At 62.6% G+C, this 22,100-nt stretch carries 22 protein-coding genes; 3 read left to right on the top strand and 19 right to left on the bottom strand.

Annotated features, from left to right (window positions below):
- Positions 1-38: 38 nt before the first annotated feature.
- The 15 genes from LLY24_RS18300 to LLY24_RS12170 all read right to left on the bottom strand — a co-directional run bounded on the left by LLY24_RS18300 (position 39) and on the right by LLY24_RS12170 (position 13,232).
- A complete protein-coding gene (locus LLY24_RS18300) occupies positions 39-2,249 on the bottom strand; it encodes an ATP-dependent helicase (RefSeq protein ID WP_259036578.1) in 2,211 nt (736 codons plus the stop codon).
- The gene (locus LLY24_RS12235) at positions 2,246-2,812 is read right to left on the bottom strand and encodes a DUF1285 domain-containing protein (RefSeq protein WP_259036577.1); all 567 of its coding nucleotides are present in this window, start codon (positions 2,810-2,812) and stop codon (positions 2,246-2,248) included. The genes LLY24_RS18300 and LLY24_RS12235 overlap by 4 nt, the downstream gene beginning before the upstream one ends.
- A 36-nt stretch (positions 2,813-2,848) precedes the next feature.
- Positions 2,849-3,679, bottom strand: a complete 831-nt coding sequence (locus tag LLY24_RS12230; protein ID WP_259036576.1) for a TatD family hydrolase — start codon at positions 3,677-3,679, stop codon at positions 2,849-2,851.
- A 96-nt stretch (positions 3,680-3,775) separates the two neighbouring features.
- Positions 3,776-4,105 carry a PilZ domain-containing protein gene (locus LLY24_RS12225; protein ID WP_259036575.1) on the bottom strand — a complete coding sequence of 110 codons (330 nt, stop codon included), beginning with the start codon at positions 4,103-4,105 and terminating at the stop codon, positions 3,776-3,778.
- Positions 4,106-4,128: 23 nt separating this feature from the next.
- Positions 4,129-5,118, bottom strand: a complete 990-nt coding sequence (locus LLY24_RS12220) for a DNA polymerase III subunit delta' (protein ID WP_259036574.1) — start codon at positions 5,116-5,118, stop codon at positions 4,129-4,131.
- Positions 5,109-5,762 (bottom strand): dTMP kinase, encoded by a 654-nt coding sequence (gene tmk / locus LLY24_RS12215; RefSeq protein ID WP_259036573.1) that lies wholly within the window; start codon positions 5,760-5,762, stop codon positions 5,109-5,111. The genes LLY24_RS12220 and tmk overlap by 10 nt, the downstream gene beginning before the upstream one ends.
- Before the next feature lie 45 nt (positions 5,763-5,807).
- A complete protein-coding gene (mltG, locus tag LLY24_RS12210; protein WP_259036572.1) occupies positions 5,808-6,821 on the bottom strand; it encodes an endolytic transglycosylase MltG in 1,014 nt (337 codons plus the stop codon).
- A gap of 26 nt (positions 6,822-6,847) precedes the next feature.
- Entirely contained in the window at positions 6,848-7,645 is a 798-nt protein-coding gene (pabC, locus tag LLY24_RS12205; RefSeq protein ID WP_259036571.1) for an aminodeoxychorismate lyase, read from the bottom strand.
- A 6-nt stretch (positions 7,646-7,651) separates the two neighbouring features.
- Positions 7,652-8,890 carry a beta-ketoacyl-ACP synthase II gene (gene fabF / locus LLY24_RS12200; RefSeq protein WP_259036570.1) on the bottom strand — a complete coding sequence of 413 codons (1,239 nt, stop codon included), beginning with the start codon at positions 8,888-8,890 and terminating at the stop codon, positions 7,652-7,654.
- Between the two features lie 181 nt (positions 8,891-9,071).
- Positions 9,072-9,305, bottom strand: coding sequence for an acyl carrier protein (gene acpP, locus LLY24_RS12195; protein WP_008956801.1), 234 nt, complete (start codon positions 9,303-9,305; stop codon positions 9,072-9,074).
- A 124-nt stretch (positions 9,306-9,429) separates the two neighbouring features.
- Entirely contained in the window at positions 9,430-10,173 is a 744-nt protein-coding gene (gene fabG / locus LLY24_RS12190) for a 3-oxoacyl-ACP reductase FabG (protein WP_259036569.1), read from the bottom strand.
- 63 nt (positions 10,174-10,236) lie between these two features.
- Positions 10,237-11,196 (bottom strand): ACP S-malonyltransferase, encoded by a 960-nt coding sequence (fabD, locus tag LLY24_RS12185; RefSeq protein WP_259036568.1) that lies wholly within the window; start codon positions 11,194-11,196, stop codon positions 10,237-10,239.
- Positions 11,197-11,385: 189 nt separating this feature from the next.
- Positions 11,386-12,456 (bottom strand): phosphate acyltransferase, encoded by a 1,071-nt coding sequence (locus LLY24_RS12180; protein ID WP_259036567.1) that lies wholly within the window; start codon positions 12,454-12,456, stop codon positions 11,386-11,388.
- A 39-nt stretch (positions 12,457-12,495) separates the two neighbouring features.
- Positions 12,496-12,666, bottom strand: coding sequence for a 50S ribosomal protein L32 (gene rpmF, locus LLY24_RS12175; RefSeq protein WP_009099300.1), 171 nt, complete (start codon positions 12,664-12,666; stop codon positions 12,496-12,498).
- A 35-nt stretch (positions 12,667-12,701) separates the two neighbouring features.
- Positions 12,702-13,232, bottom strand: a complete 531-nt coding sequence (locus tag LLY24_RS12170) for a YceD family protein (RefSeq protein WP_259036566.1) — start codon at positions 13,230-13,232, stop codon at positions 12,702-12,704.
- A gap of 214 nt (positions 13,233-13,446) precedes the next feature.
- Here LLY24_RS12170 and LLY24_RS12165 point away from each other — a divergent pair, with 214 nt between their 5' ends.
- A complete protein-coding gene (locus LLY24_RS12165; RefSeq protein ID WP_427854562.1) occupies positions 13,447-14,046 on the top strand; it encodes a Maf family protein in 600 nt (199 codons plus the stop codon).
- A 28-nt stretch (positions 14,047-14,074) separates the two neighbouring features.
- Here the strand turns inward: LLY24_RS12165 and sppA are convergent, their stop codons facing one another.
- The 3 genes from sppA to LLY24_RS12150 form a co-directional block, all read right to left on the bottom strand.
- Complete coding sequence (sppA, locus tag LLY24_RS12160; protein WP_259036564.1) at positions 14,075-15,166, bottom strand: signal peptide peptidase SppA; 1,092 nt, start codon at positions 15,164-15,166, stop codon at positions 14,075-14,077.
- 121 nt (positions 15,167-15,287) lie between these two features.
- A complete protein-coding gene (locus LLY24_RS12155; RefSeq protein WP_259036563.1) occupies positions 15,288-15,944 on the bottom strand; it encodes an HAD family hydrolase in 657 nt (218 codons plus the stop codon).
- Between the two features lie 112 nt (positions 15,945-16,056).
- Complete coding sequence (locus LLY24_RS12150) at positions 16,057-16,998, bottom strand: RluA family pseudouridine synthase (RefSeq protein ID WP_259036562.1); 942 nt, start codon at positions 16,996-16,998, stop codon at positions 16,057-16,059.
- A gap of 348 nt (positions 16,999-17,346) precedes the next feature.
- Here LLY24_RS12150 and LLY24_RS12145 point away from each other — a divergent pair, with 348 nt between their 5' ends.
- Both LLY24_RS12145 and rne read left to right on the top strand, forming a co-directional pair.
- Positions 17,347-17,472, top strand: a complete 126-nt coding sequence (locus tag LLY24_RS12145; RefSeq protein ID WP_259036561.1) for a hypothetical protein — start codon at positions 17,347-17,349, stop codon at positions 17,470-17,472.
- Positions 17,473-17,676: 204 nt separating this feature from the next.
- On the top strand, positions 17,677-20,985 hold the full coding sequence (gene rne / locus LLY24_RS12140; RefSeq protein ID WP_259036560.1) for a ribonuclease E: 3,309 nt from the start codon (positions 17,677-17,679) through the stop codon (positions 20,983-20,985).
- 90 nt (positions 20,986-21,075) lie between these two features.
- Here rne and murB read toward each other — a convergent pair whose 3' ends face one another.
- Complete coding sequence (gene murB, locus LLY24_RS12135) at positions 21,076-22,098, bottom strand: UDP-N-acetylmuramate dehydrogenase (RefSeq protein ID WP_259036559.1); 1,023 nt, start codon at positions 22,096-22,098, stop codon at positions 21,076-21,078.
- Positions 22,099-22,100 lie beyond the last annotated feature (2 nt).

Here is a 22,100-nt window from a genome sequence, read left to right as displayed (position 1 = left end):
TTGGGCTGGAATTGGGTTTGAACGGGCACCTGCTTGACTCAGGAGGCGGGCTCGATCACCTGGATGGGCGCGCGGCGGGCAATGAGCCGTCGCCGCCCTGCCTGGGCAAAGCGCACATCGATGACCGGATCATCGGGGTTGCCTTCGACCGCTGCCACCTCGCCCTCACCAAATACGCTATGCAGCAGGCGCTGGCCGGGCTGAAAACGCGCGCCTGCCATGTAGCTGCCCGATGTTTCCTGTACCTGAGGCGCAGCGAGCGCGATGCCCTCGTGTCCGGTCTGGGCGAGATAGCGCTGAACGAGCGCCGGGCGCGCCACGCTAAGCGGCGCATTCGCCTTATCGCTGCCCGTTTCGCCTCCCTTTAGGCGTGCAGCCACGCGCATGCCGTCACCCCAGGCGCACTCGCTGAGAAAACGGCTCGGCCGGTGCGCGCCCGCATCGTGCAATAGCAGCAGACGCTCCTCAGCGCGGGTGATGGCCACGTAGAACAGCCGTCGCTCCTCCTCCAGGCGCTCATCGCTCAAGGGGTTGTCGCGGCTATAGTGAGGGAAGTCCTCTTCGTTGCATCCTGCGACCATTACCAGCGGCCACTCGAGCCCCTTGGCACCGTGTACCGTGCTGATGAGTACGCCACCGGCCTGGTTCTCCACGGGGCGTTCGAGCAGTTCGATAAAGGCATCGGGATCGGCCACGCTTTCGGCCTGTTCGAGCAGCACGTCGAGTAGGCGCACGTCCTCTTCACCCTTGTCGCGCCGGGTAGCGGCGCGCTTGAGCACCTTCTCGGCCTCGATGGTATCGACGACGTGAGCCAGGAGCCGCCCCGGGGGCCAGGCGCCGAGTGCAGGGAGATCGCATAGCAGCGTCCAGCGCTTTTTGAGCGTCCGCCGTTGTAGGGGTTTAAGTTCGCGCAGTACGCTGTCGTCTCTTTCCGGCCACGCTTGGGTCGCGGCCAGCTGATGAGCCAAGCGCTGCAGGCGCTCACGGGCGACGAAAGAGGTCGGTTGAGACAGCAGCAAGAGCACGTGATTCGGATCGTGCAGCAGCGCAGGCTGGCGCGCGAGCTTTAAGAAGCCCGCCAGCGCCTGCACCAGAGGCAAGCGGAAGACGAAGCGATCCTCGCGCTGTAGCCGGAAGGGAATCCCCGCTTGAAGAAGCGCCAGTTGAAACGGCACCGAGAGCGCCCAGCTGCGCACCAGCAGGCAACTTTCATCCAGCCGACGCCCTTGGGCCTGCCAGTCCATTAGAGCATCGAGCAACGCTCGACTCCCCTGCCCCAGATCGATGCGAGTATCGCGGTTGCCATCCAAAGCCACGCAGAGCTGATCGGGTCGGCGCTGGTTGGCGAATATGGCGTGGTTGGCGGTAAGCGCCAGGGCATGACCATGGCGAAAGGTGGTCGATAGCGGATAGTCGCTGGCGTGCCCAAAGGTCGCAGTGAAGTCGTCGAGTAGGGTATCGGGGCGCGCCCCGCGCCACTCGTAGATGCACTGATTGGCATCGCCCACGGCCATGACCGCGGCGCTGGGAGCGGCGAGAATTGCCAGCAAACGCTGCTGGGCGGCATTGATGTCCTGGTACTCATCGACGATGACGTGGTCGAGAAAGCCCGCCACACGCTGGCGCAGCGCCGCCTCCTGTTCGAGCGCACGTACCGGGCGATAGAGCAGATCAGCATAGGTCATCACGCCTTCGGCAGCCATGAGGCGCTCGGCCTCGGCAAAGGCGGCGGGAAAATAGTCGGTGTCGGGATCGAGGTTGAGCGTTTCGAAGAGCGCCTCAGGCGCGGCGAGCTCGGCCTTCACCAGGCCGCAAAAGTGCGCCAGCGCCTCCAAGCGGTCGCCATCGAGAGCCGCATCACGACGCTCGGCAGCACTGCTCAACACGTTGAGGCTGGCTTGGCGCAAGAGCCTTTCGAGTTGCCAATCTGATGAGAGCAGACGCCGTGGCGCCAGCGCCCCCCAGCGGCACAGGCTTTGGGTCAAGCGATGGCCTAGCGAGTGAAAGGTGCGTACATCAGGCAGAGCTTGGCCCTCACCTGCCATACTCGCCAAACGGCGCTGAAAATCATCTTTGGCTGAGCGATTGAACATCAGCACCAGCATGCGTTTGGGCGACACGCCCTGGGTAAGCAAATGCAGAACGCGCGCGGCCATGGTGGTGGTCTTACCCGCCCCGGCCACCGCCATGACGCGCGCATGGCCGCATGGGTGAGCGATGACCGCCTGCTGTTCAAAGGTAAACTTCACGGCGCCTCGCTGCCGACACAATCATCGTGCCAGCGCCCAAGCAGATGCATACTACCGGCGCTCTTGAGGCGCAGTTCCCATTCGCCCGGTGCGACCTCCACGCTCGTTGCCGCCTCGGCCCACTGGTAGTAGACCGAGCGCACTACCCGCGCGTGCAACCCAAAGCGCACCGACACCTGGGGCGCCACATCGCCGCTCGGCAGCGTCGAGGTCGATAGCGGATGCTCGGCGTCGAGGCGAAAGCGATCGCCATCGTCGGTGGTTAGCCACCAGGCGTCGTCGCACCACTCGGCGAGTATCACCCGCAGCGGCAAATCCTCCACCGTGATACGCCAGCGCTCCACGGGGGTGACCAAACAGGTGCCTACGTCGTCCTGGCGCAGCAGCGAGGTCAGCAACTGCACCAGACGCTCGCGCTCGATGACGCGCCCTTCGTGTACCCAGCTGCCGTCGGCACGAATGGTGAGCGGCATATCCCCACAAAGCGCTGGTGACCAGCGATCCACCGGCGGAATCCGCGCCGCCTGGGTATGGCGAAAGCGCAACAGCTGTTCGATGTTCATGCTCCCTCCTGCCGAGTCTTCGGGGTGATAGTGTGCTTAGATCAATCCCGCGTCGCTCAGCGAGCGGCGCACCTCGGCAGAAGCAGCCGGGGCGGCACCGCGAAACAGACGGTAGAAGTTGGCGCTGGTCTGCATGGCGACTTCATCGACGCTGATGCCGCGCTCGCGAGCAATGCACTCGGCGACCTCGACGACGAAGGCCGGCTCGTTGGGCTTACCACGGTGCGGCACTGGCGCGAGGTACGGGCTATCGGTTTCGATCAGTAGGCGATCCAGCGGAATGACCCGCGCAAGCTCGCGCAGCAACGCCGCACTGGCGAAGGTAATAATGCCTGAGAGCGAAATATAAAAGCCTAAGCGCACGGCTTCACGCGCCATGGCCAAATCTTCGGTAAAGCAGTGGAGTACGCCGCCGATCTCGGGAAGAGTATGCGCGCGCAGCAGCGCCAAGGTATCCGCCTGGGCTTCGCGGGTATGCACGATGACCGGCAGTTCGAGCTCGGTAGCGGCGATCAGATGGCGCTTGAAGCGCTCCTGCTGTACCGCGACGGGCACGCTCTCGGCGTAGTGATAGTCGAGCCCCGTTTCACCAATGGCGACGACCTCGAAGCGCTCGGCGGCCTCCTTGATGGCGTCGACATCGGGCTCGACGGCGGGTGTGTGCAGCGGATGCAGCCCCGCCGAGATCACCACGTCGTCGTGCTCGCGGGCGATCCCGGCAAGGCGTGGCATGTCGTCGAGGTTGACCGCCACGGCCAAAAACTGACTGACGTTGGCCTCGCGCGCCGCCGCGAGGGTTTGGGAGAGATCACCGCCATGGGTCTTGTCTGAGAGGCGATCGAGATGGCAGTGCGAATCGATGAACATGCTAACCCTTTGGCTTGCGCGCACTCAAAAACGCCGGAGGCGCTAAGAGGCACGAAAAAGTATAAAACGAGGTCGATGAAGGCCGAGCCATCACGCCTACGGTGCGCGCCCTTCAGCGGCCAAACGCCCAGCCAAGAGCCGTTCGATACGGTCGCGCACGCCCGTCGCGGTGGCATCGAAATGCAATCCCACGCCCGGAACCGCTCCTTCCAGGGGCGCGGGCGGCGTTACCCAGGCTACCCGGGTCGCCACGACGCTTGGCGACGCATCGCCAGGTAAGCGCAGAGAGAGGCTTACCGCTTGGCCCAGCGGATAAAACGTCTGCGTTGCCACGAAAAGCCCGCCGCGCTCGAAAAGGTCGACATAGGCTGCCTGGAGCGAATCGACGTCGCCCAGGGTCAATGCCAGTGTGACCGATGTCGTCATGTCTATCCCTCCTCGACTACCCGCTAGGAGCGCAACAGCGCCGACCAGCGGACCAACCACGCCTCGAGAATCAGTTGGGGATTGGGGTTGGTCCCCATGCTCAAGAGCCTGCGCTGCTCGCGGGCGTAGTCGAGCAGTTTGAACCAGTCCTGCACCCGGGCATTCTTGACCGCTTGGCGATAGAGCGGTTCAAGGTCGGGATTGTGCAGCGCCTCACGGTTGCCCGACAGACCGAAGCGAATCAGATCCTCCAGCCAGCCGATACCGTACCATAGGATGGCGTCGATCGCTTGGCGATCCAGGCGCGCCGCCTCTGAGACCGGCTCGGCGCCGCGCACCAGCTGCTCGAAGGCGTCGTGAATACGGTGACGCAGCGCGCGCTCTTCGGGCGTGGCTAGCGTCACCGCGAGTTGAGGCAGCCCACCGGATACCCGCCACCAAAAGTACGCGTCCTCCTCTTGCCCCAGCGCTTCGCTAAGCCACTGCTCGCAGACGTCGAAAGGTACCTTGGCCAGCGACCAGTGTTGGCAGCGCGAGCGAATGGTGGGCAGTACCCGCGAAGGTACGTCGGCGAGCAGAATGAACAGCGTCTTCTCACCCGGCTCTTCCAAACTCTTGAGCAGCGCATTGGCGGCAGCCACATTCATCGCCTCGGCGGGCGAGATGACGATCACTCGATAGCCGCCCTGCTGCGCCGTCTGCGACACCGCCCGGTTGACCTCACGAATGGCGTCGATACGGATTTGACGTTTATTCTCTTCGGGCGCCACGCGGATGAGATCCGGGTGATAGCCTGCCGCCAGCATCGAACAGCTATGGCACTCGCCGCAGGCAGTGAGCCCAGGGTTGGCGCAGAGCGTGCGCGCGACCAAAGCGTCGGCCAGTTGCTGCTTGCCGAGCCCATGCGGGCCGCTAAAGAGCAGCGCGTGGGGCATTCGCCCACGCTCATCCATGGCTATCAGTTGGCGCCATATTCCCGCATGCCAGGGCAGAGGTTCGCGAATTAGCGCCATGATCCCACCCGCTCGGCCAGCACCGCGGCCAAACGCGCCTGAACGACATCGAGCGACGGCGTGGCATCGACGATGGCGAAGCGCTCGGGCGCTTCGTGAGCGCGGGTGAGGTAGCCCCGGCGCACATCGGCAAAAAACGCCGCCTGCTCCTGCTCGAAGCGGTCGAGGCGCTCGTTGCGCGCCATCAGCCGTGAAGCCAAGCGTTCGCGTGCGGCCTCAGGGGCCATATCGAGCAGCAGCGTCAAATCGGGGGTTAGCCCGCGCTGAACGAAGCGCTCGAGCTCGCTGATACGCTGCCAGTCGATCCCCCGGCCGCCGCCTTGGTAGGCGAAGGTAGCGTCGGTAAAGCGGTCGCACACTACCCACTTTCCGCTCTCGAGTGCCGGACGAATAACCTTTGCCAGATGCTGTGCGCGAGCGGCAAAGACCAAGAGCAGTTCGGCATCCACGTCCAGTGCCTCACGCGGGTCGGGGTCGAGCAGTAGCGTGCGAATGGCTTCGGCGCGCGGCGTACCGCCCGGCTCGCGGGTCTTCACCACCTCGATACCCTGAGCTTCGAGCCAGCTAACGACAAATCCCACGTTGGTCGATTTACCGACCGCTTCGCCCCCTTCCAGGGTGATGAAGCGTCCTCGCATGCGCATGCCGTTCCTTTGATGAAGTGAATGAAACCAACCGATGCGACGCCCCTAGGGCGCCCGGTTGCGAATATAGCGATTGACCGCATTGTTGTGCTCACGCAATGTGGTCGAAAAGTGGTGCGTGCCATCGCCTTTGGAGACGAAATAGAGCGTCTCGCCCGGCAGCGGATTGACGGCGGCCTCAAGCGACGCCCGACCCGGCATGGCGATGGGCGTCGGCGGCATGCCGTCGATGACGTAGGTGTTGTAGGGCGTGGCTTCGCGCAGATCAGCGTAGGTGATACGCCCAGCATAGCGCTCGCCCATGCCGTAGATTACGGTCGGGTCGGTTTGCAGCCGCATGCCGCGTTCGAGACGGCGCTTGAACACCCCAGCAATCTCACGCCGCTCTTCGGGCGCACCGGTTTCACGCTCGATCAGAGACGCCATGATCAGCGCCTCATAAGGGGTCTCCAGAGGCAGATCATCGGCGCGCGAGCTCCACACCTCATCGAGTATTCGCGTCATGCGGTCAGCCGACTGACGCAGCAGATCGACGTCGCTCATGCCGAGGTGGTAACGGTAGGTGTCGGGAAAGAACCAGCCTTCGGGATGTTCGCCTTCGCGCCCGAGCAGCGCCATGATCTCATCATCGCTCATGTCTTGGGTGCGGTGCTCGAGTTTGGGTGCCGCGTCAAGCAGCGCACGCATCTGGCGAAACGTCCAGCCTTCCGGCACGGTCAGGGGGTAGGTCACTACCTTGTCGCTGCCCAAAAGCGCCATCATCTCGAGCCCGCTCATTTCGGGCTCGAGGCGGTACTCCCCTACCCGCAGACGCGGCATCTGCTCTGGCGACCAGCGCGCTAGCAGGCGATACGGCCAGGCACCGCCGATTACGCCCTGCTCATCGAGCTCGCTAACCACTTGATGAAACCCCATACCCGGGCGGACCTGATAGAGCAGCGGCTCGTCGAGCGCGAGTGACGCATTGAGACGCTGCTGCCAATAGGCGTAGCCGCCGATGGCCGCCGTGGCGCCCAACAAACACAAGATGAGCAGCGCGATAAGTAAACGTTTGAACATGATAGATCGACTCAGCCAAAGAGAGGTCAGGGCGCAGCATACCCCAAAAGGCGATGGCCCAGCGCCTGGAAGGCATCAACGCTCAAACGTGGCCATTGGGCCAACACCTGATGGGAGGACGAGACAAGCTCGGTGACCTGCCAAACGCCCTGCACCGAGTTACCCAGCCACAGCGCGCTCACCCGAGGCAAGGCCTCGAGCATAAGCGTGCGTGGGCGTATGGCGCCGGCATCGAGCAGCGCCGCACGCAGCGTACCGGCCACGCCACAGGCCTCGAGCGGTGGCGTATACCAGGCATCCCCCTCGGCCCAAAAGAGGTTCATGCAGGTAGCCTCGATGACGCTGCCGTGGGTATCGGCGAGGATACCCTCGGCGATCCCGGCGTCCGTCCACTCCTGGCGCGCCAGCACGTTCTCCAGCCGGTTCAAATGCTTGATTCCGGCTAACAGCGGCTGATGCCCAAGGCGCAGTGAACAGAGCCGCACGCGGCACCCGTCTTGCCACCGCGCTTGCGCCGGAGTGAACGCCGTGCGCTGAGTCAAAAGCCGTGGCGTGGGGGTAGCAGGAGGGAGATAACCGCGACCGCCGCTGCCGCGGGTGAGCGTCAGTTTGAGCACCTCCCACTCGCTTGTCACCTTCCCTGCCAGTTGACGATCGATATCGTTTTGGCTGGGCGCGGGAATGGTCAAGCGCCGGGCGCCCTCGAACAGGCGCGCGCAATGATAGGACCAGAGCACAGGGCGCCCGTGATGGAGCAAAACGGTCTCGAACAGGCCATCGCCATAGGCGAGACCGCGGTCGTCCTGCGGCACGGACGCCAGCATGAAGCGTTACACCCGGGTGAAAATCAGAGAGCCGTTGGTGCCACCAAAACCGAAGGAGTTGGATAGCGCCACGTCGATACGCATGTCGCGCGCGGTGTGCGGTACGTAGTCGAGATGACAGCCTTCCTGGGGGTTATCCAGGTTAATGGTCGGCGGCGCTACCTGATCGCGAATCGCAAGCACGCTGAAGACCGCTTCTACGGCACCGGCAGCCCCGAGCAGGTGACCGATCATCGACTTGGTGGAGCTGACCGCTACGCTGCGCGCTGCATCACCCATTACCTTCTCTACGGCGCGGCTTTCGGCCAGATCGCCCGCCGCGGTCGAGGTACCGTGAGCGTTGATATAGTGCACCGCGCTCGGATCGATCTTGGCATCTTTAATGGCATTGCTCATGGAGAGCGCTGCGCCGCTGCCATCTTCCGGCGGCGCGGTCATGTGGTAAGCATCGTCGCTCATACCAAAGCCCGAAAGCTCGGCGTAGATGGTCGCCCCGCGCGCCTTGGCGTGCTCGTACTCTTCGAGGACCAGAACGCCTGCGCCATCGGAGAGCACGAAACCGTCGCGGTCGCGATCCCACGGTCGGCTCGCCGCCTGGGGGTCGTCGTTGCGCGTCGACAGCGCGCGCGCGGCAGAAAAGCCGCCAAGACCCAACGGCGTGGTTGCCATTTCGGCACCGCCGCAGACCATCACGTCGGCATCACCGTAGGCAATGGTACGGGCGCTATAGCCGATATTGTGCGTACCGGTGGTACACGCGGTGGCGATAGCGATGTTCGGCCCTTTGAAGCCATGCTGGATGGCGATGTTGCCGGAGATCATGTTGATGATCGATCCGGGTACGAAAAAGGGCGATACCCGGCGTGGGCCGCTTTTGATCAACGCGCCGTGATTCTGCTCGATCATCGGCAACCCACCGATACCCGAGCCGATCGCAACGCCAATGCGCGAGGCGTTCTCTTCGTCGCAGACGATGCCAGAGTCAGTGATCGCCTGCGCACCGGCGGCCATACCGTACTGAATGAAGAGATCCATCTTGCGCGCATCTTTGGGATTGAGATAGTCGCCGATGTCGAAGTTCTTTACCGAGCCGCCAAAGCGCGTATTGAAGCCCGTTGTGTCGAAGTGTTCGAGAGGCGCGATACCGCTTTTACCCGCTACGATGTTCGCCCACGTCTCATCAACGGTGTTACCCACTGGGGTCACCAGGCCCAAGCCTGTTACCACCACCCTTCTTCGCGCCATTTGTCTTCCTCCAGGCATCCTTGGTGACTCGACCCCCTCCGGGTCAGTTGCGCTGTAGTATAACGGAGATTGCACGGTATTATCATTGCTTCTGGAACGCAAAAAGCCGCCCTTGCGCAAACAAGGACGGCTTTGCCGGGCATCGCTTGTGCGACACCCGGCCAGCTAACTAACGCAGCCCTTACTGGTGGGCGTTGACGTAGTCGATCGCTTCCTGAACGGTAGTGATCTTTTCAGCTTCTTCGTCGGGGATTTCGGTGTCGAATTCCTCTTCGAGAGCCATGACCAGCTCAACGGTGTCCAGAGAGTCGGCACCCAGGTCTTCGGTGAAGGAAGAGCTGTTCTGGATGTCTTCTTCTTTCACGTTAAGACGCTCGGCAACCACTTTCTTTACGCGCTCTTCGATAGTACTCATCAACGTACTCCAGTCGTTCACATTAGCCGTTTTCGATAACCAGCTATTTGGAAACCGCAAGCCAAAAGCTGCGGGGTAGTTTATAGACGCCCTCGGGATGACGCAACCGCCATTCCCAAGACCATCAACGCATATTCATGCCACCATTGACGTGCAGCGTTTCACCGGTGATGTAACCGGCTGCATCGCTGGTCAAAAAGCCTACGGCAGCGGCGATCTCTTCGGGCCCACCCAGACGCGCCAGAGGAATCTGCTTGAGCAGCAGTTCGTGCTGAGCCTCGGGCAGCGCTTCGGTCATGTCGGTGGCGATGAAGCCAGGGGCAACGGCGTTTACGGTAATTGCCCGCGATGCCACCTCGCGCGCTAGAGCGCGGCTGAAGCCTTCCATTCCCGCCTTGGCGGCGGCGTAGTTGGTCTGGCCCAGGTTGCCCATCGTCGCTACGACAGAGCTGATCGAGACGATACGCCCAAAACGCGCCTTGGTCATGCCGCGCAAACACGCCTTGCTGACACGATAGACCGATTTCAGGTTGGTATCCACGACCGAGTCCCACTCCTCCTCTTTCATCCGCATGAGCAGATTATCGCGGGTGATACCGGCGTTGTTGACCAAAATGGTCGGCGCGTCGAAGCGCTCGGCAATGTGCTTGAGCACCGCATCGATACTTGCCTGATCGGTAACGTCAAGACACAGACCCGCGCCTTCGATACCCTGCGCCTTGAGGTCTTCGTCGATGCGCGCCGCGCCGGATTCGCTGGTCGCCGTACCGATGACGATACGCCCCTGACGGCCCAATTCGTGGGCGATGGCGCGCCCGATACCGCGACTTGCGCCGGTCACCAGCGCCACTCTACGTTCTTGCGTCATAACTTCCTGCCTTTGACGGGATAAAACCTGGACGGCGTGTGGTTAAAATTAACACCACCTGCCTCAATCGTCGCTTGCCAGCGCCTCGCGAGCGAGCTCAAGAGCGGCATCCAGGCTGTCGGGATCGTTGACGGCAAGTCCCTTACTGCCCCGGGCGATACGCTTATTGAGCCCGGTCAGCACCTTACCAGGACCGCACTCGATGAATACGTTAGCGCCAAGCGACGCCATGGCGTCGACGCAGTCGGTCCAGCGTACCGGCTGATAGAGCTGCTCGATCAGTCGCGTGCGCAGCGTATCGACATCGGCGTGAGCCTGAGCATCGACGTTCTGAATCACGGTGTAGCGCGGCACGCGCAGCTCGATCTCACTGATCGCCTGAGCCAGCTCGTCGGCCGCCGGGCGCATCAGCGCGCAGTGCGACGGTACCGACACCGGCAGCGCCATTGCACGTTTGGCGCCCGCCTCTTGACAGGCCGCGATGGCACGCTCTACCGCTGACTTGGCGCCAGCAATCACCACCTGCCCCGGGGCATTGTAGTTGACCGCTGCGACTACGTCGCCTTGGGCGGCCTTGGCGCAGGCCCGCTCTACGACATCGTTGTCGAGCCCGAGGATTGCCGCCATACCGCCTTCACCGGCAGGCACGGCGCGCTGCATGGCCTCACCACGCAGACGCACAAGCTTGACGCCTTCGGCAAAGCTCATCACCCCGGCGCACACCAAAGCGCTGTATTCGCCCAGGCTATGCCCGGCCATGACGCAAGGGCGCGGACCTTCGAGTTCTTGCCACACGCGCCAAATGGCGACACTAGCCGTAAGCAGCGCCGGCTGGGTACAGGCAGTCGCATTCAGCGCCTCTTCAGGCCCCTCCTGCACAACTTTCCAAAGATCGTAACCCAGCGCCTCGGACGCCTCTTCAAATGTCGTTCCCACTACACTGTAGCGTTCGGCCAACTCGCGCAACATACCCAGCTGCTGCGAACCCTGGCCGGGAAAAACGAGTGCAAGGGGTTGAGACATGTCATTCACCTTCGCTATTGGTTAGCCCGCCAAACCAAAAACCCCACTATCGAGGGCTTTTAAAATGGGGCTTTCAAATCGAACACTCTGCATCCCAACGTAGTACGGATAGTAGTAAGCACTGACGTTAGTACCGAGCGCCCGCCGACATCAGCAGCCAAAAGGAGCCTGCTGACGCTTGTTATTCCATCACCGACGCGACCAGCTCGCCGCCATACGCGCGGGCAGGTTCTGCTCGACTTCGCGCATGGCACGCCTGATGGCGTAATAAAATCCCACCGCTGGCGTGCTGCCGTGACTCTTGACCACGATACCCTTGAGCCCCAACAAACTGGCACCATTGTAGCGCACAGGATCGAGCTCTTGCTTGAGGCGTTTCAGCACAGGCCTGGCCAGTAGACTCGCCAAGCGCCCACCCAACGTCGACTCGAAAGCCATTTGGACGCGCTCGACCAGCATACGGGTCAATCCTTCGCTACTTTTGAGCACGGCATTACCTACAAAACCGTCACACACCACGACATCGACGCCGCCACTGAAGATATCGCCGCCCTCGACGTAACCCACATAGTCGAAATCGGGGCGCTCAAACGCTGGATAGTCGATCTCGCGCCATTTGCCGCTCACCGCCTCGCACGCCACGGCCTTGCGCAGCAGGCGATCGGCTTCGCGCACGCAAACATTGCCCTTGGTTGCTTCCGCACCAACATTGAGCAGCGCTACGCGCGGTCGCCCCACGCCATCGACGCAGGCCACCATTGCCGCTCCGAGAAAGGCGAAATCCACCAGCCGCTCGGCAGGCAAATCAATATTGGCGCCCAGATCGAGCAAATAACAGCGACCACCTGCACGCGCGGGCAGCGCCGTGCTGATTGCCGGGCGTGACATCCCCGCCAGCATGCCCAGCTCACGCCGCGACAGCGCCACCAGAGCGGCCGTATTACCCGCACTGACACCTGCCGCTGCCCGCCCTTCGGCAACCGAGCGCAGCATGGCACACATACTGCTTTGCTGCCCACGCCGAAGCGCCCAGGCGGCCGTGGCATCCTGGCGCACTACGCTGGGCGCATCACATAGTTTCAAACGCGACGCTGCCGCAGCCAAAGGCTGCGGCAGGCGTGAAATCTCGGCATCGAGATGCTGGCGAGGGCCAAAGAGATCGAGTTCGAGCTCGGCGTGGGCGAGTACGGCCTGCGCCGCGCCCTGCACGATCACACCAGGACCTTGGTCGCCCCCCATGACGTCGATAGCAAGACGCACGTTGGCAAACGCCCCTTTGACCGCTCGACGCGAGGCGTCTTAGACCTCGACCACCTTACGACCGCGGTAGAAACCGTCGGGAGAAACGTGGTGACGCAGGTGCGTAGTACCGGTTTCCTTGTCTTGGGAAAGGGTCGGCGCACTCAGCGCATCGTGGCTACGACGCATGCCGCGCTTGGAACGAGTCTTACGGTTCTGTTGAACTGCCATGGGTCATTACTCCAGGGTATAAGGGTTAAGGGTGCCTACTTCTTGCCTTTCAAGGCATTGAGCACCGCAAAAGGGTTGTTAGCCGGCTTGGGATCGTCTTCCTCGCCATCCACCTTGCTGACCAGCTGCGCCGACGAGACCTGGCAATCGGCCTCATCGTGGTAGACCACCTGCGGTAAACTGAGAATGAGTTCATCCTCGACTACCGTCAGCAGGTCCAGCTGTTCGTTTTCCACCAGTACTGGCTCGTGGCTTGCGGGTAGCGTAGCGGCCAGCGCTTCATCGGCCACCATTCCCAGGAGGAAGTCGCTTTCGACGTCCTGGGCCAGGGGCACCAGACAGCGTCGGCAAGGCAGTGCCAGCCTAGCCTGCAGATGACCACGAATTTCACGCCGCCCCTGCGCGTCGATGCCAAACTCGAGCACGACCTGGCAGTCGCCCGTCTGAGCGCCGATCTCTTCGGCAAGGCGCGGCAGTTTGTCCAGCGCTACCTGGCCTTCGAGTCGTTCGTGGCGGGCTGCAAGCTTGTAGGGCTCAACCCGGCTGGGGAGTTGTGAGGTCAACATAGGCGCGCAATGATAGGCACTCGCCCTGCCGGTGTCAAAGCTAGTCGCATAATTCTTCTCTCTCTTAGATGTGTTTAGGCTGTTTATAGCGAATGCACTCATGGTACACCGATCCATGAGTAGCCATTCATCATAAGTGCTGTCCGCTAGCCACGCTGGCGACGGGTTGACTACACTCAGCGTTCAACCACCACCCACTGGCAAGGAGATGCCTGTGCCAACCCCGTCCCGTCTGGTTCTCGCCTCGAGCTCGCGTTTTCGAAAGGGCCTGCTGGAGCGTTTAGAACTGCCCTTCGAATGTGCCTCCCCCGATATCGATGAAACGCCGCAGCCAGATGAAGCTCCCACAGCGCTGGTGCACCGCCTGGCCTTGAGTAAGGCGCAGGCGCTGGCCGAACGCTACCCTGACCACTTGATCATCGGCTCGGATCAGATCGCGCTTTTTGGCAATGACATCCTCGGCAAGCCCCACACCGAAGCGCGCGCCATCGAGAATCTAACGCGCTTCTCTGGCCAAACGGTCACCTTTCTGACCGGCCTTGCACTGCTCGATAGTCGCAACCAAACGCACCAGCTTACCGCCGAGCGTTTCGAGGTGACGTTTCGCCACCTTAGTGACAGAGAAATCAGCTACTACGTGCATAAAGAGCAGCCACTGGATAGCGCTGGCAGCTTTCGCATGGAAGGGCTTGGGATCGCGCTTTTCGAGCGCCTGGAGGGCCGCGATCCCAACGCCCTTATCGGCTTGCCGCTCATCGCCCTATGCGACATGCTGCGCCAAGCGGGCCTCGACCCGCTGGGCAGCGAGGCGTAAAACGCCCCGCCATCATTCATTTTGATGCCTAGGGCAAAGAAAGCCGCAGCGGCGAGGAAGCGCTCTCAAGCCCAAGCACTTCGGCCGCCGTTTGAGTGAAGCGTCGCGTCAGCCGATCGAACGGATCCAATCTCGGGGTGTAATCCTCCCAGTAGAGACCGTCGACGGTGGCGCGCGCCAGCGACTCGAGATTACCCAGCTCATCGATAAGACCCAGCGGCAGCGCCTGCTCGCCGCTCCACACCAGCCCCGAGAAGAGCTCGGGATCATCGCTCAAGCGATCCCCACGCCCCGCGCGCACGTCGGCAATGAACTGATCGTGAGTGCGATCGAGCACGCCTTGCCAAAAGCGCCTCGCCTCGCCCTCCATTGGCTGGAAGGGATCGAGAAACGCCTTATTTTCACCGGCGGTCATTACCCGACGCTCGACACCCAGCCGGTCGATGGCTTCGTCCAATCCAAATCCCGCATAAATGACGCCGATGGAACCTACCAGGCTCGCTGGCGAGGCAATGACACGATCCGCAGCCGAGGCGATGTAGTAGGCGCCGCTAGCGCCGATATCTTCGATGACGGCGATGATAGGTTTATCCCCCGCCTCGCGCAGCCGCATGATTTCGGCGTGGATGCGCTGCGACTGCACGGGACTACCGCCAGGGCTATCGATATGCAGCACCACGGCGGCGACGCTGTCGGTTTTCCAGGCGCGCTCGAGCCCTTCGATGATGCGCTCGGCGCTGGCGGGCGAATCGCTGGCAATGGCCCCGCGCACCTCTACGATACCCAGATGCGAGCGCGTCGGCGTGGTCTGCGACGAGGAGGCCCAGAACATGCCATAAAGGGTCAACAGCACCAGTGACAATAGAAGCAGGAACATCATCCAGCGAAAGAAAAGCTTCCAACGGCGCGTACGGCGCTGTTCCACCAGCACTCCGCCGATCCAGCGATCCATCATCTCCATCTGCGCCAGCCGCTGCCGCTCGCGTAGCGTTTCGGCATCGTCACCGGGCTGTCCTGAGTCTCTCACAGCGTCGGCCCTGGTGGGCGTTACTTCTGGCCCCTGGGTCCAGGGATCAGCTCCCGGCGCGTGAGTATGTTCATCCTTTCTGTCATCGCTCATGCTATTCGTCCCTAGTGTTTCCTAGCCTGATTCCTAACCGCTGGTGATCCCTAACGCTGTAACCCCTAACCGCTGTCCATCCCCAGGCTCTACCATCCCCAGGCGCTACCATTCCCAGGCACTATGTACGCTCACAAAGCCAGGCGCACAGCTCGGCCATCGAGTGCGCTATCAGCTTAGGCTGACTCAGCGCCAAACGCTCGACGGCGTGCACACCATGGCTTACGCCCACGCAATCCATGCCGATGCTACGCGCCATCTCCAGATCGTACTCGGTATCGCCCACCATCACCGCGCGCTCGACCGGCACGTCAAGTTCAGCGAGCAGCTCCTCGAGCATCTGCGGATGGGGTTTGGAGCGGGTCAGATCCGCCGTCCGACTGGCCGTAAACCAATCGCCGCTGGCGGTTTCAACGAAGGCGCGATCGAGCCCCCGGCGACTCTTACCCGTAGCCACGGCAAGCTGGCAGCGCCCGCTGGCATGCAAACCACGTAGCCCTTCGACCACGCCAGGGAAAAAGCGCATCGGTGTCGGGTCGGCATGCACGAAGTGGTGAACGTAGCGCTCTTTCAGGCGCGCGGCTTGCTCGGACCCAATACCCGGACACAGCATGGCGATGGCCTCGGGCAGCCCCAGACCGATAATATTGCGCACCGCCTCAGCGCCAAGCTCGCCCCACTGCGCCTCGATGGCCGCTGCCTGCATCGAGGCGACGATGCGCGGCGCCGAATCCATCAGCGTGCCATCCCAATCGAAGATGATGAGTTCGTAGCGCACGCCTGTCTCCTTAACTATGGCCGTTTATCTATGACGACTGTTTTATATCCACGCTGTCTATAAACACGCAGGCTGCAATAAAGGCGCCGCAGCGCCTCGCATACAAACGCCCTTAGCGCCGGGCGCGCGCCAGCGTCTCTTCCAACACATCCGGCAGCGGCGCTTTGACCGTTACCGGGCGGCCGCTATTGGGCTCGGGAAAGGTGAGCGAGCGCGCATGCAAGAAAAGCCGCCCTACGCCCAAGCGTTGGCTTAAAAGGCCACTTTCGCGGCTGGCGTATTTGTCGTCGCCAAGAAGCGGATGACCGGCGTGCGCGGCATGCACACGGATTTGATGGGTACGACCGGTGACGGGTTCGGCCTCGATCAGCGTGGCGCCTTCGAAGGTCTCGACCACAGCAAAGTGAGTACGCGACACCTTGCCGTTAGGATCGACACGCACCCGGCGCTCGCCGTTACCGGCGTCGAAGCGATCCAGCCGCGCGCTGACGTACGTTTTACGCGCAGGCCAGCGGCCGCTCACCAGCGCCAGATAGCGCTTGTCCATGGCATGCTGCTTGAGCGAGGCATTGAGCGTCACCAGCGCATCGCGCGACTTGGCTAGCAGCAGACAGCCCGAGGTATCACGATCGAGGCGATGCACGAGTTCGAGAAAGGAGATGTCCTCACGCACCTGGCGCAGCGCCTCGATCAGGCCGATCTTGACCCCACTGCCGCCGTGCACGGCCAGTCCCGATGGCTTGTTCAGCACCATCCAATCGGCGTTTTCCATGATCACGCTGCCTACGAGCACGTCGCGAAGATTATCGCTCACCTCGCGTACCGCCTCGCGCGGGGTGAGCCGCAAGGGCGGCACGCGCACGACATCGCCCCCCTGCAGGCGGTAGTCGACCTTGACGCGCTTTTTATTGACCCGCACTTCGCCCTTACGCACGATGCGATAAATCAGGGCACGCGGCGCACCCTTCAGACGCGTCATCAAGAAGTTGTCGATCCGCTGACCCGCCTGCTCCGGGGCGATCTCCACCCACTGCACTTCACGCCCTTCGGCCATAGCCGCCCACTCCTGATTGCAACGTCGTCATCGATACCCAATAAAGGCGGCATCTTACCGTAGAGCGGCGCGCAATGCGTCAATTGCTGGTCATTCTCTTTACTGTTATATTCCGAAGTGCTCACCTGCCAAGCGTGCGCGACCGCTCGACGACCCTGCATTTCACAGCGCCATCGACGCTTGCCCACATAGGACTTGGCATCAGCGCCTGCCCGACCAACACGCAGGCCCGAGCACGAGTCGGCTGGCAACCTAAAATCCGACTCGCCCTGATGCAAAAAATGCACGACACCTGTCGCTCGAACTAGCTGGCAGCGTGGAACGGCCGACAAAAGCGTCGGCATATAAATGAAAACGCAACATCCGGTGGGCTTTCGCTTTCTCGTCAAGAGCGCGATCGTACCGGATGAACGGATCAACGTTGTGCCGACGGCCGACGTTGGCGAATCGATGAATGCCAGGTGTCGGCGGTGACTGCAGAACCGGATGGAAGACCACCACCGAAACACGTTCTGCCTCCGCCACGTACTCAACGCCCAGTTGGTCGGACAGGCCTTGAAGCCTTACCGTATTAACGCGTCAGCATAGCCATGCGCCGAGCACAAGCACGCTGCAGCCAGCGATTTGCCCGCGTCACCCCTTCGCGGTTCGTCGGCATGCCATGTTATGCGAGACGCTATGAAACGGATGCTGATCAACGCGACCCAGCCAGAAGAGCTGCGGGTCGCCCTCGTCGACGGACAACGCCTTTACGATCTGGACATCGAATCGGGCGCCCGGGAACAGAAAAAAGCCAATATCTACCGCGGTCGAATTACCCGCGTCGAACCCTCTCTCGAAGCGGCCTTCGTCGATTTCGGCGCCGAACGCCACGGCTTCCTCCCCCTTAAAGAGATCTCACGCGAGTACTTCAGCAAAGACGTATCCGGGCGCCCGAACATCAAAGAAGTGCTCAAGGAAGGCCAGGAAGTCATCGTCCAGGTCGACAAGGAGGAGCGCGGCAACAAAGGCGCCGCCCTGACGACCTTCATCAGCCTAGCCGGACGCTTTCTCGTACTGATGCCTAACAACCCGCGTGCGGGCGGCATCTCTCGGCGCATCGAAGGCGACGAACGCAGCCAGCTCAAAGATGCCATGGGGCAGCTGACCGTGCCCGACAAAATGGGCCTGATCGTACGCACCGCGGGCATCGGCAGAAGCCCCGAAGAGCTGCAGTGGGATCTGGACTACTTGGTACAGGTGTGGGAGTCGATCACCACCGAAGCGGGCAAGCGCTCAGCGCCGTTTTTGATCTACCGCGAATCCAACGTCATCATTCGCGCCATGCGCGACTACCTGCGCCAGGATATCGGTGAAGTCCTCATCGACAACCCCGACATCCACGCCGAAGCGCTAAGCTTCATCCGTCAGGTGATGCCCTCCTACCAGCAAAAAATCAAGCTCTACGCCGACGAAGTCCCGCTGTTCTCACGCTTTCAGATCGAGTCGCAAATCGAAACCGCCTACCAGCGCGAAGTAAAACTGCCCTCCGGCGGCTCCATCGTCATCGACCACACCGAAGCGCTGGTCTCCATCGATATCAACTCTGCCCGCGCCACTCGTGGCAGCGACATCGAAGAGACCGCCCTGCAGACCAATAGCGAAGCGGCCGATGAAATCGCCCGTCAGCTGCGTCTGCGCGACATCGGCGGCTTGGTGGTCATCGACTTCATCGACATGGGCCCGGCGCGCAATCAGCGTGAAGTCGAAAACCGCATGCGCGACGCCCTCAAGCTCGACCGCGCGCGCGTGCAAATTGGCCGTATTTCACGCTTTGGCCTGATGGAAATGTCGCGCCAGCGCCTGCGCCCGTCACTCGGCGAAACCAGCGGCGTGGTCTGCCCGCGCTGTAACGGCCAGGGCACCATCCGCGACGTGCGCTCGCTGTCGCTCTCCATCATGCGCCTGATCGAAGAAGAGGCGATGAAGGAGCGCAGCGCGCAGATCCGCGCCATTCTGCCCGTACCGGTCGCCACCTACCTGCTGAACGAAAAGCGCAGCGTACTGGCCGACATCGAGTCGCGTCAGGAAGTGCGCGTGGTCCTGCTGCCGAATCCGGATATGCACACGCCGCACTACGACGTTCAGCGTCTGCGCGACGACCACCTCGACGAAGAGGATAGCCAAAGCCTTTCCAGCTTCGAGCTCTCCACCGAGACCGAAGTAGGTAAAGAGCCCGACCCGAGCTTTGCCGCTCCCGCCCAGCGTACCGAAGCTGCCGTGCGCAACGTAGTGCGTAACGCCCCGGCTCCGGCCTCGCTGCAAAACGAGCCCGCAGCAACGTCAGCGCCGACACAGCCCGCACCGGCAAGCCAGGCAGCACCAGGTGAGCAGCCCACCGTTCTGGGCCGTCTGATGCGCGGCTTCGCCAAGTTGTTAGGCAGCGACGAAAAGCCCGAAGCGGCCGCCCCAGCGCCTACCCGCGCGCCCAAGCCCGCGAGGGAATCCGTTGCGCCGCGTCGCCGAAGCGATAACGCCAAAGCCGATAGCAAAGCGGACACCACCGAGCGTCGTGAAACGCGCCAAGAGTCCAGAAGCGATAAGCGCGGCAGCGACGAGAGCAGCAACGACCGCCGCAGCGGCCCTAACCGCTCCCGCAACCGCCGTCGTCATCCCCAACAAGATGACAACCGCAACGCCGAGCGCGCTAATGAGCGTAACAGCGAACGCAACGAGAGCAGCGCCAAAGGCCGCCGCGACAATGCCTCGGCTCAGAACCAAGGCGCCAAGGAGAAAACCACCGAAAGCGCCAACCGCGATGCCCGCGCACCCAGGGAGTCGCGCCGCGACGCCAAGCCCGCTAGCGAGCGTCCGCCACGCGACGAGGCGAAAGACGAGCCCAAAAAGGTCGAGAGCGATAAGAGCGCGGCCAGCCACGACACCCCCATCGATGACGGCAAGCCCAAGCGCACGCGCAACAATCCGCGCCAGCGTAGCCGCAAGCAAGCGCTCAACCCCCAAGCGGAAGCAGAGCAGTTGAAGCTTCAGGCCGAAGTGGCCGAGAGCACTACCGCCGCCGCAAGCGACGCGCAGGCTGATAGCGCAGCGGTTGGCACCGCCGATACTGCCACGCCCGCCTCTCGCCCAACGTCGAGCGAAAGCGCGCCTAAAGCCGAGAGCAGCGCACCGCGCCAGCGCGCCGAAGCCAAGGCCGTGGTCGAGGAGATGAAAAGCGACCTCGCATCGTCTGCGCCGACGCAAGACGCGAACGTAAGCACGCCGCAGACAAGCGCTGAGGCCACTGCGGTAGAAAGCGTCAAGCGTGATGCAGAACCCGCCGCGCCCAGCAGCGAGAGTGCGAGCAAGAGTGGCAAGAGTGGCAAGAGTGGCAAGAGTGAAAGCGCAGCGGACACCTCGGCTAACGACCAGCCCGCTAACGCCAAGGTAACAGGCGACGCAGTGCCCATCGCGCCAAGCGCCTCCGAGGCCGAAGCAGCGCCGGTCAGTGCAGCGTCTACTTCTACAGCGTCTGGCAACGCAGAAGCGGATAAGGCGCCTAAAGCGCCCGCTCCGGTAGCGCCTACGGCGGAAACCGAAGCCACACCGGAGGCGTCTCAGCCAACCGCGGAACCGGCGCCCAAGAAAGCCGCTGCGCCCGCTGACGAGTCGGCGCCTGAACCAGCGCCCGCGCAAGTAGCACCCAGCGTCGCCAAGCCGGTCGCTGAAGTCGCTGAAAAAGCCGAGGGCGCCGCTGAAGAAGCTCCCAAGCACGCGCCCGTCGCGGCAACGGAAGCTAACGAAGCGGCCGACACTGCGGCGAAAGCCACTGCTAGCGACAGCGTGACACCCGTCACGCCCGACGAAGCCGCCCCATCAAAACAGGCTCAACTTGAAGAAGGCGCCAGCGAAGAGGCCGCTGAGCCAGCAAGCCCACCTCCCCGCCGCCGTCGCCGTCGTGCCCACAACGACCCGCGCGAGCAGCGTAAGAAGGACGCCGACGCCGAATAAGGCAGACGCTAGGCAAAAAACCCCCGCGACCACGGTCGCGGGGGTTTTTTATGGCTAGCTCAGGCGGCGGGCTCTTCTTTCGCTTTTCTTTTAGAGCCAGCGTGGCTCGGGCTCCAGCGTGACACCAAAACGCGCCTTTACATCGGCCACGATGGCGTTGGCAAAGCGCATCAGCTCTTCACGGCTACCCTGCCCATCGTGCACCACGACCAGCGCCTGCTGGGCATGCACGCCAAAAGCGCCATCACGCCTGCCCTTCCAACCACACTGGTCGATTAGCCAGCCGGCTGCCAGCTTGACGCGGCCATCGGGCTGCGGGAAGTGGGGCATCTGCGCATGGCGTGCCAATAGTGGCTGGGCCAGCCCGGCGCTGACGATGGGATTCTTGAAAAAGCTGCCCGCGTTGGCAAGTACCGCGGGATCGGGCAGCTTGGCGCGCCGAATGGCGCACACCGCCTCGGCGACTGCCAGCGGTGTCGGGTTTGCGCCTACGCGCGCAGCAAGGTCACCATAGCTCAGCACCGGTCGCGCCCGCCGTGAGAGACGCAGCACCAGTTGGGTAATCACCACCTGGCCTTCAAGCGCCCCCTTGAAGATGCTATCGCGATAGCCCAGCATGCACTCGCGCGCCGACAGCCACTGCACGCGACCACTGGCACGATCGACCACCTGCACTGCTTCCAGCACATCACCAAGCTCAACCCCGTAGGCGCCAATGTTCTGCACCGGCGCGGCACCGCACTCCCCAGGAATCAGCGCCAGGTTCTCGATACCCCAAAGCCCCCGCGCAGCCGTGGCCATGACGAGCTGATGCCAGTTGACGCCCGCCCCCACGTGAAGCGCCAGCGTATCGCCCTCGCAGCGCCCCCACCACTGGCAGAGCGCTGGGCGCAGGACCAAACCTTCGAGCACCGGCGGCAGCAAGACGTTACTGCCCCCTCCCAGCACGGTCACCGGCCAGCGCCGCGCGCGAGCCAGCGCCAGTAGCTCGCGCACTTCGCTTAAGGTGGTCGGCGCGGCGGCGTGTTCGGCAATGCAGGGCAGCCGCAGCGTATTGGCCCGGCTAAGATCGGCCCGGTGCTCGATGGCTGCCAGGGTCAATGCATGCGCCATAC

Origin of the sequence: Halomonas dongshanensis, from assembly GCF_024790395.1 — a bacterium.
GTDB classification, from domain to species: Bacteria; Pseudomonadota; Gammaproteobacteria; order Pseudomonadales; family Halomonadaceae; genus Vreelandella; species Vreelandella dongshanensis.
The sequence above is the reverse complement of the archived record's forward strand: the minus strand, read 5'-3'. Positions and strand labels throughout refer to the sequence as shown.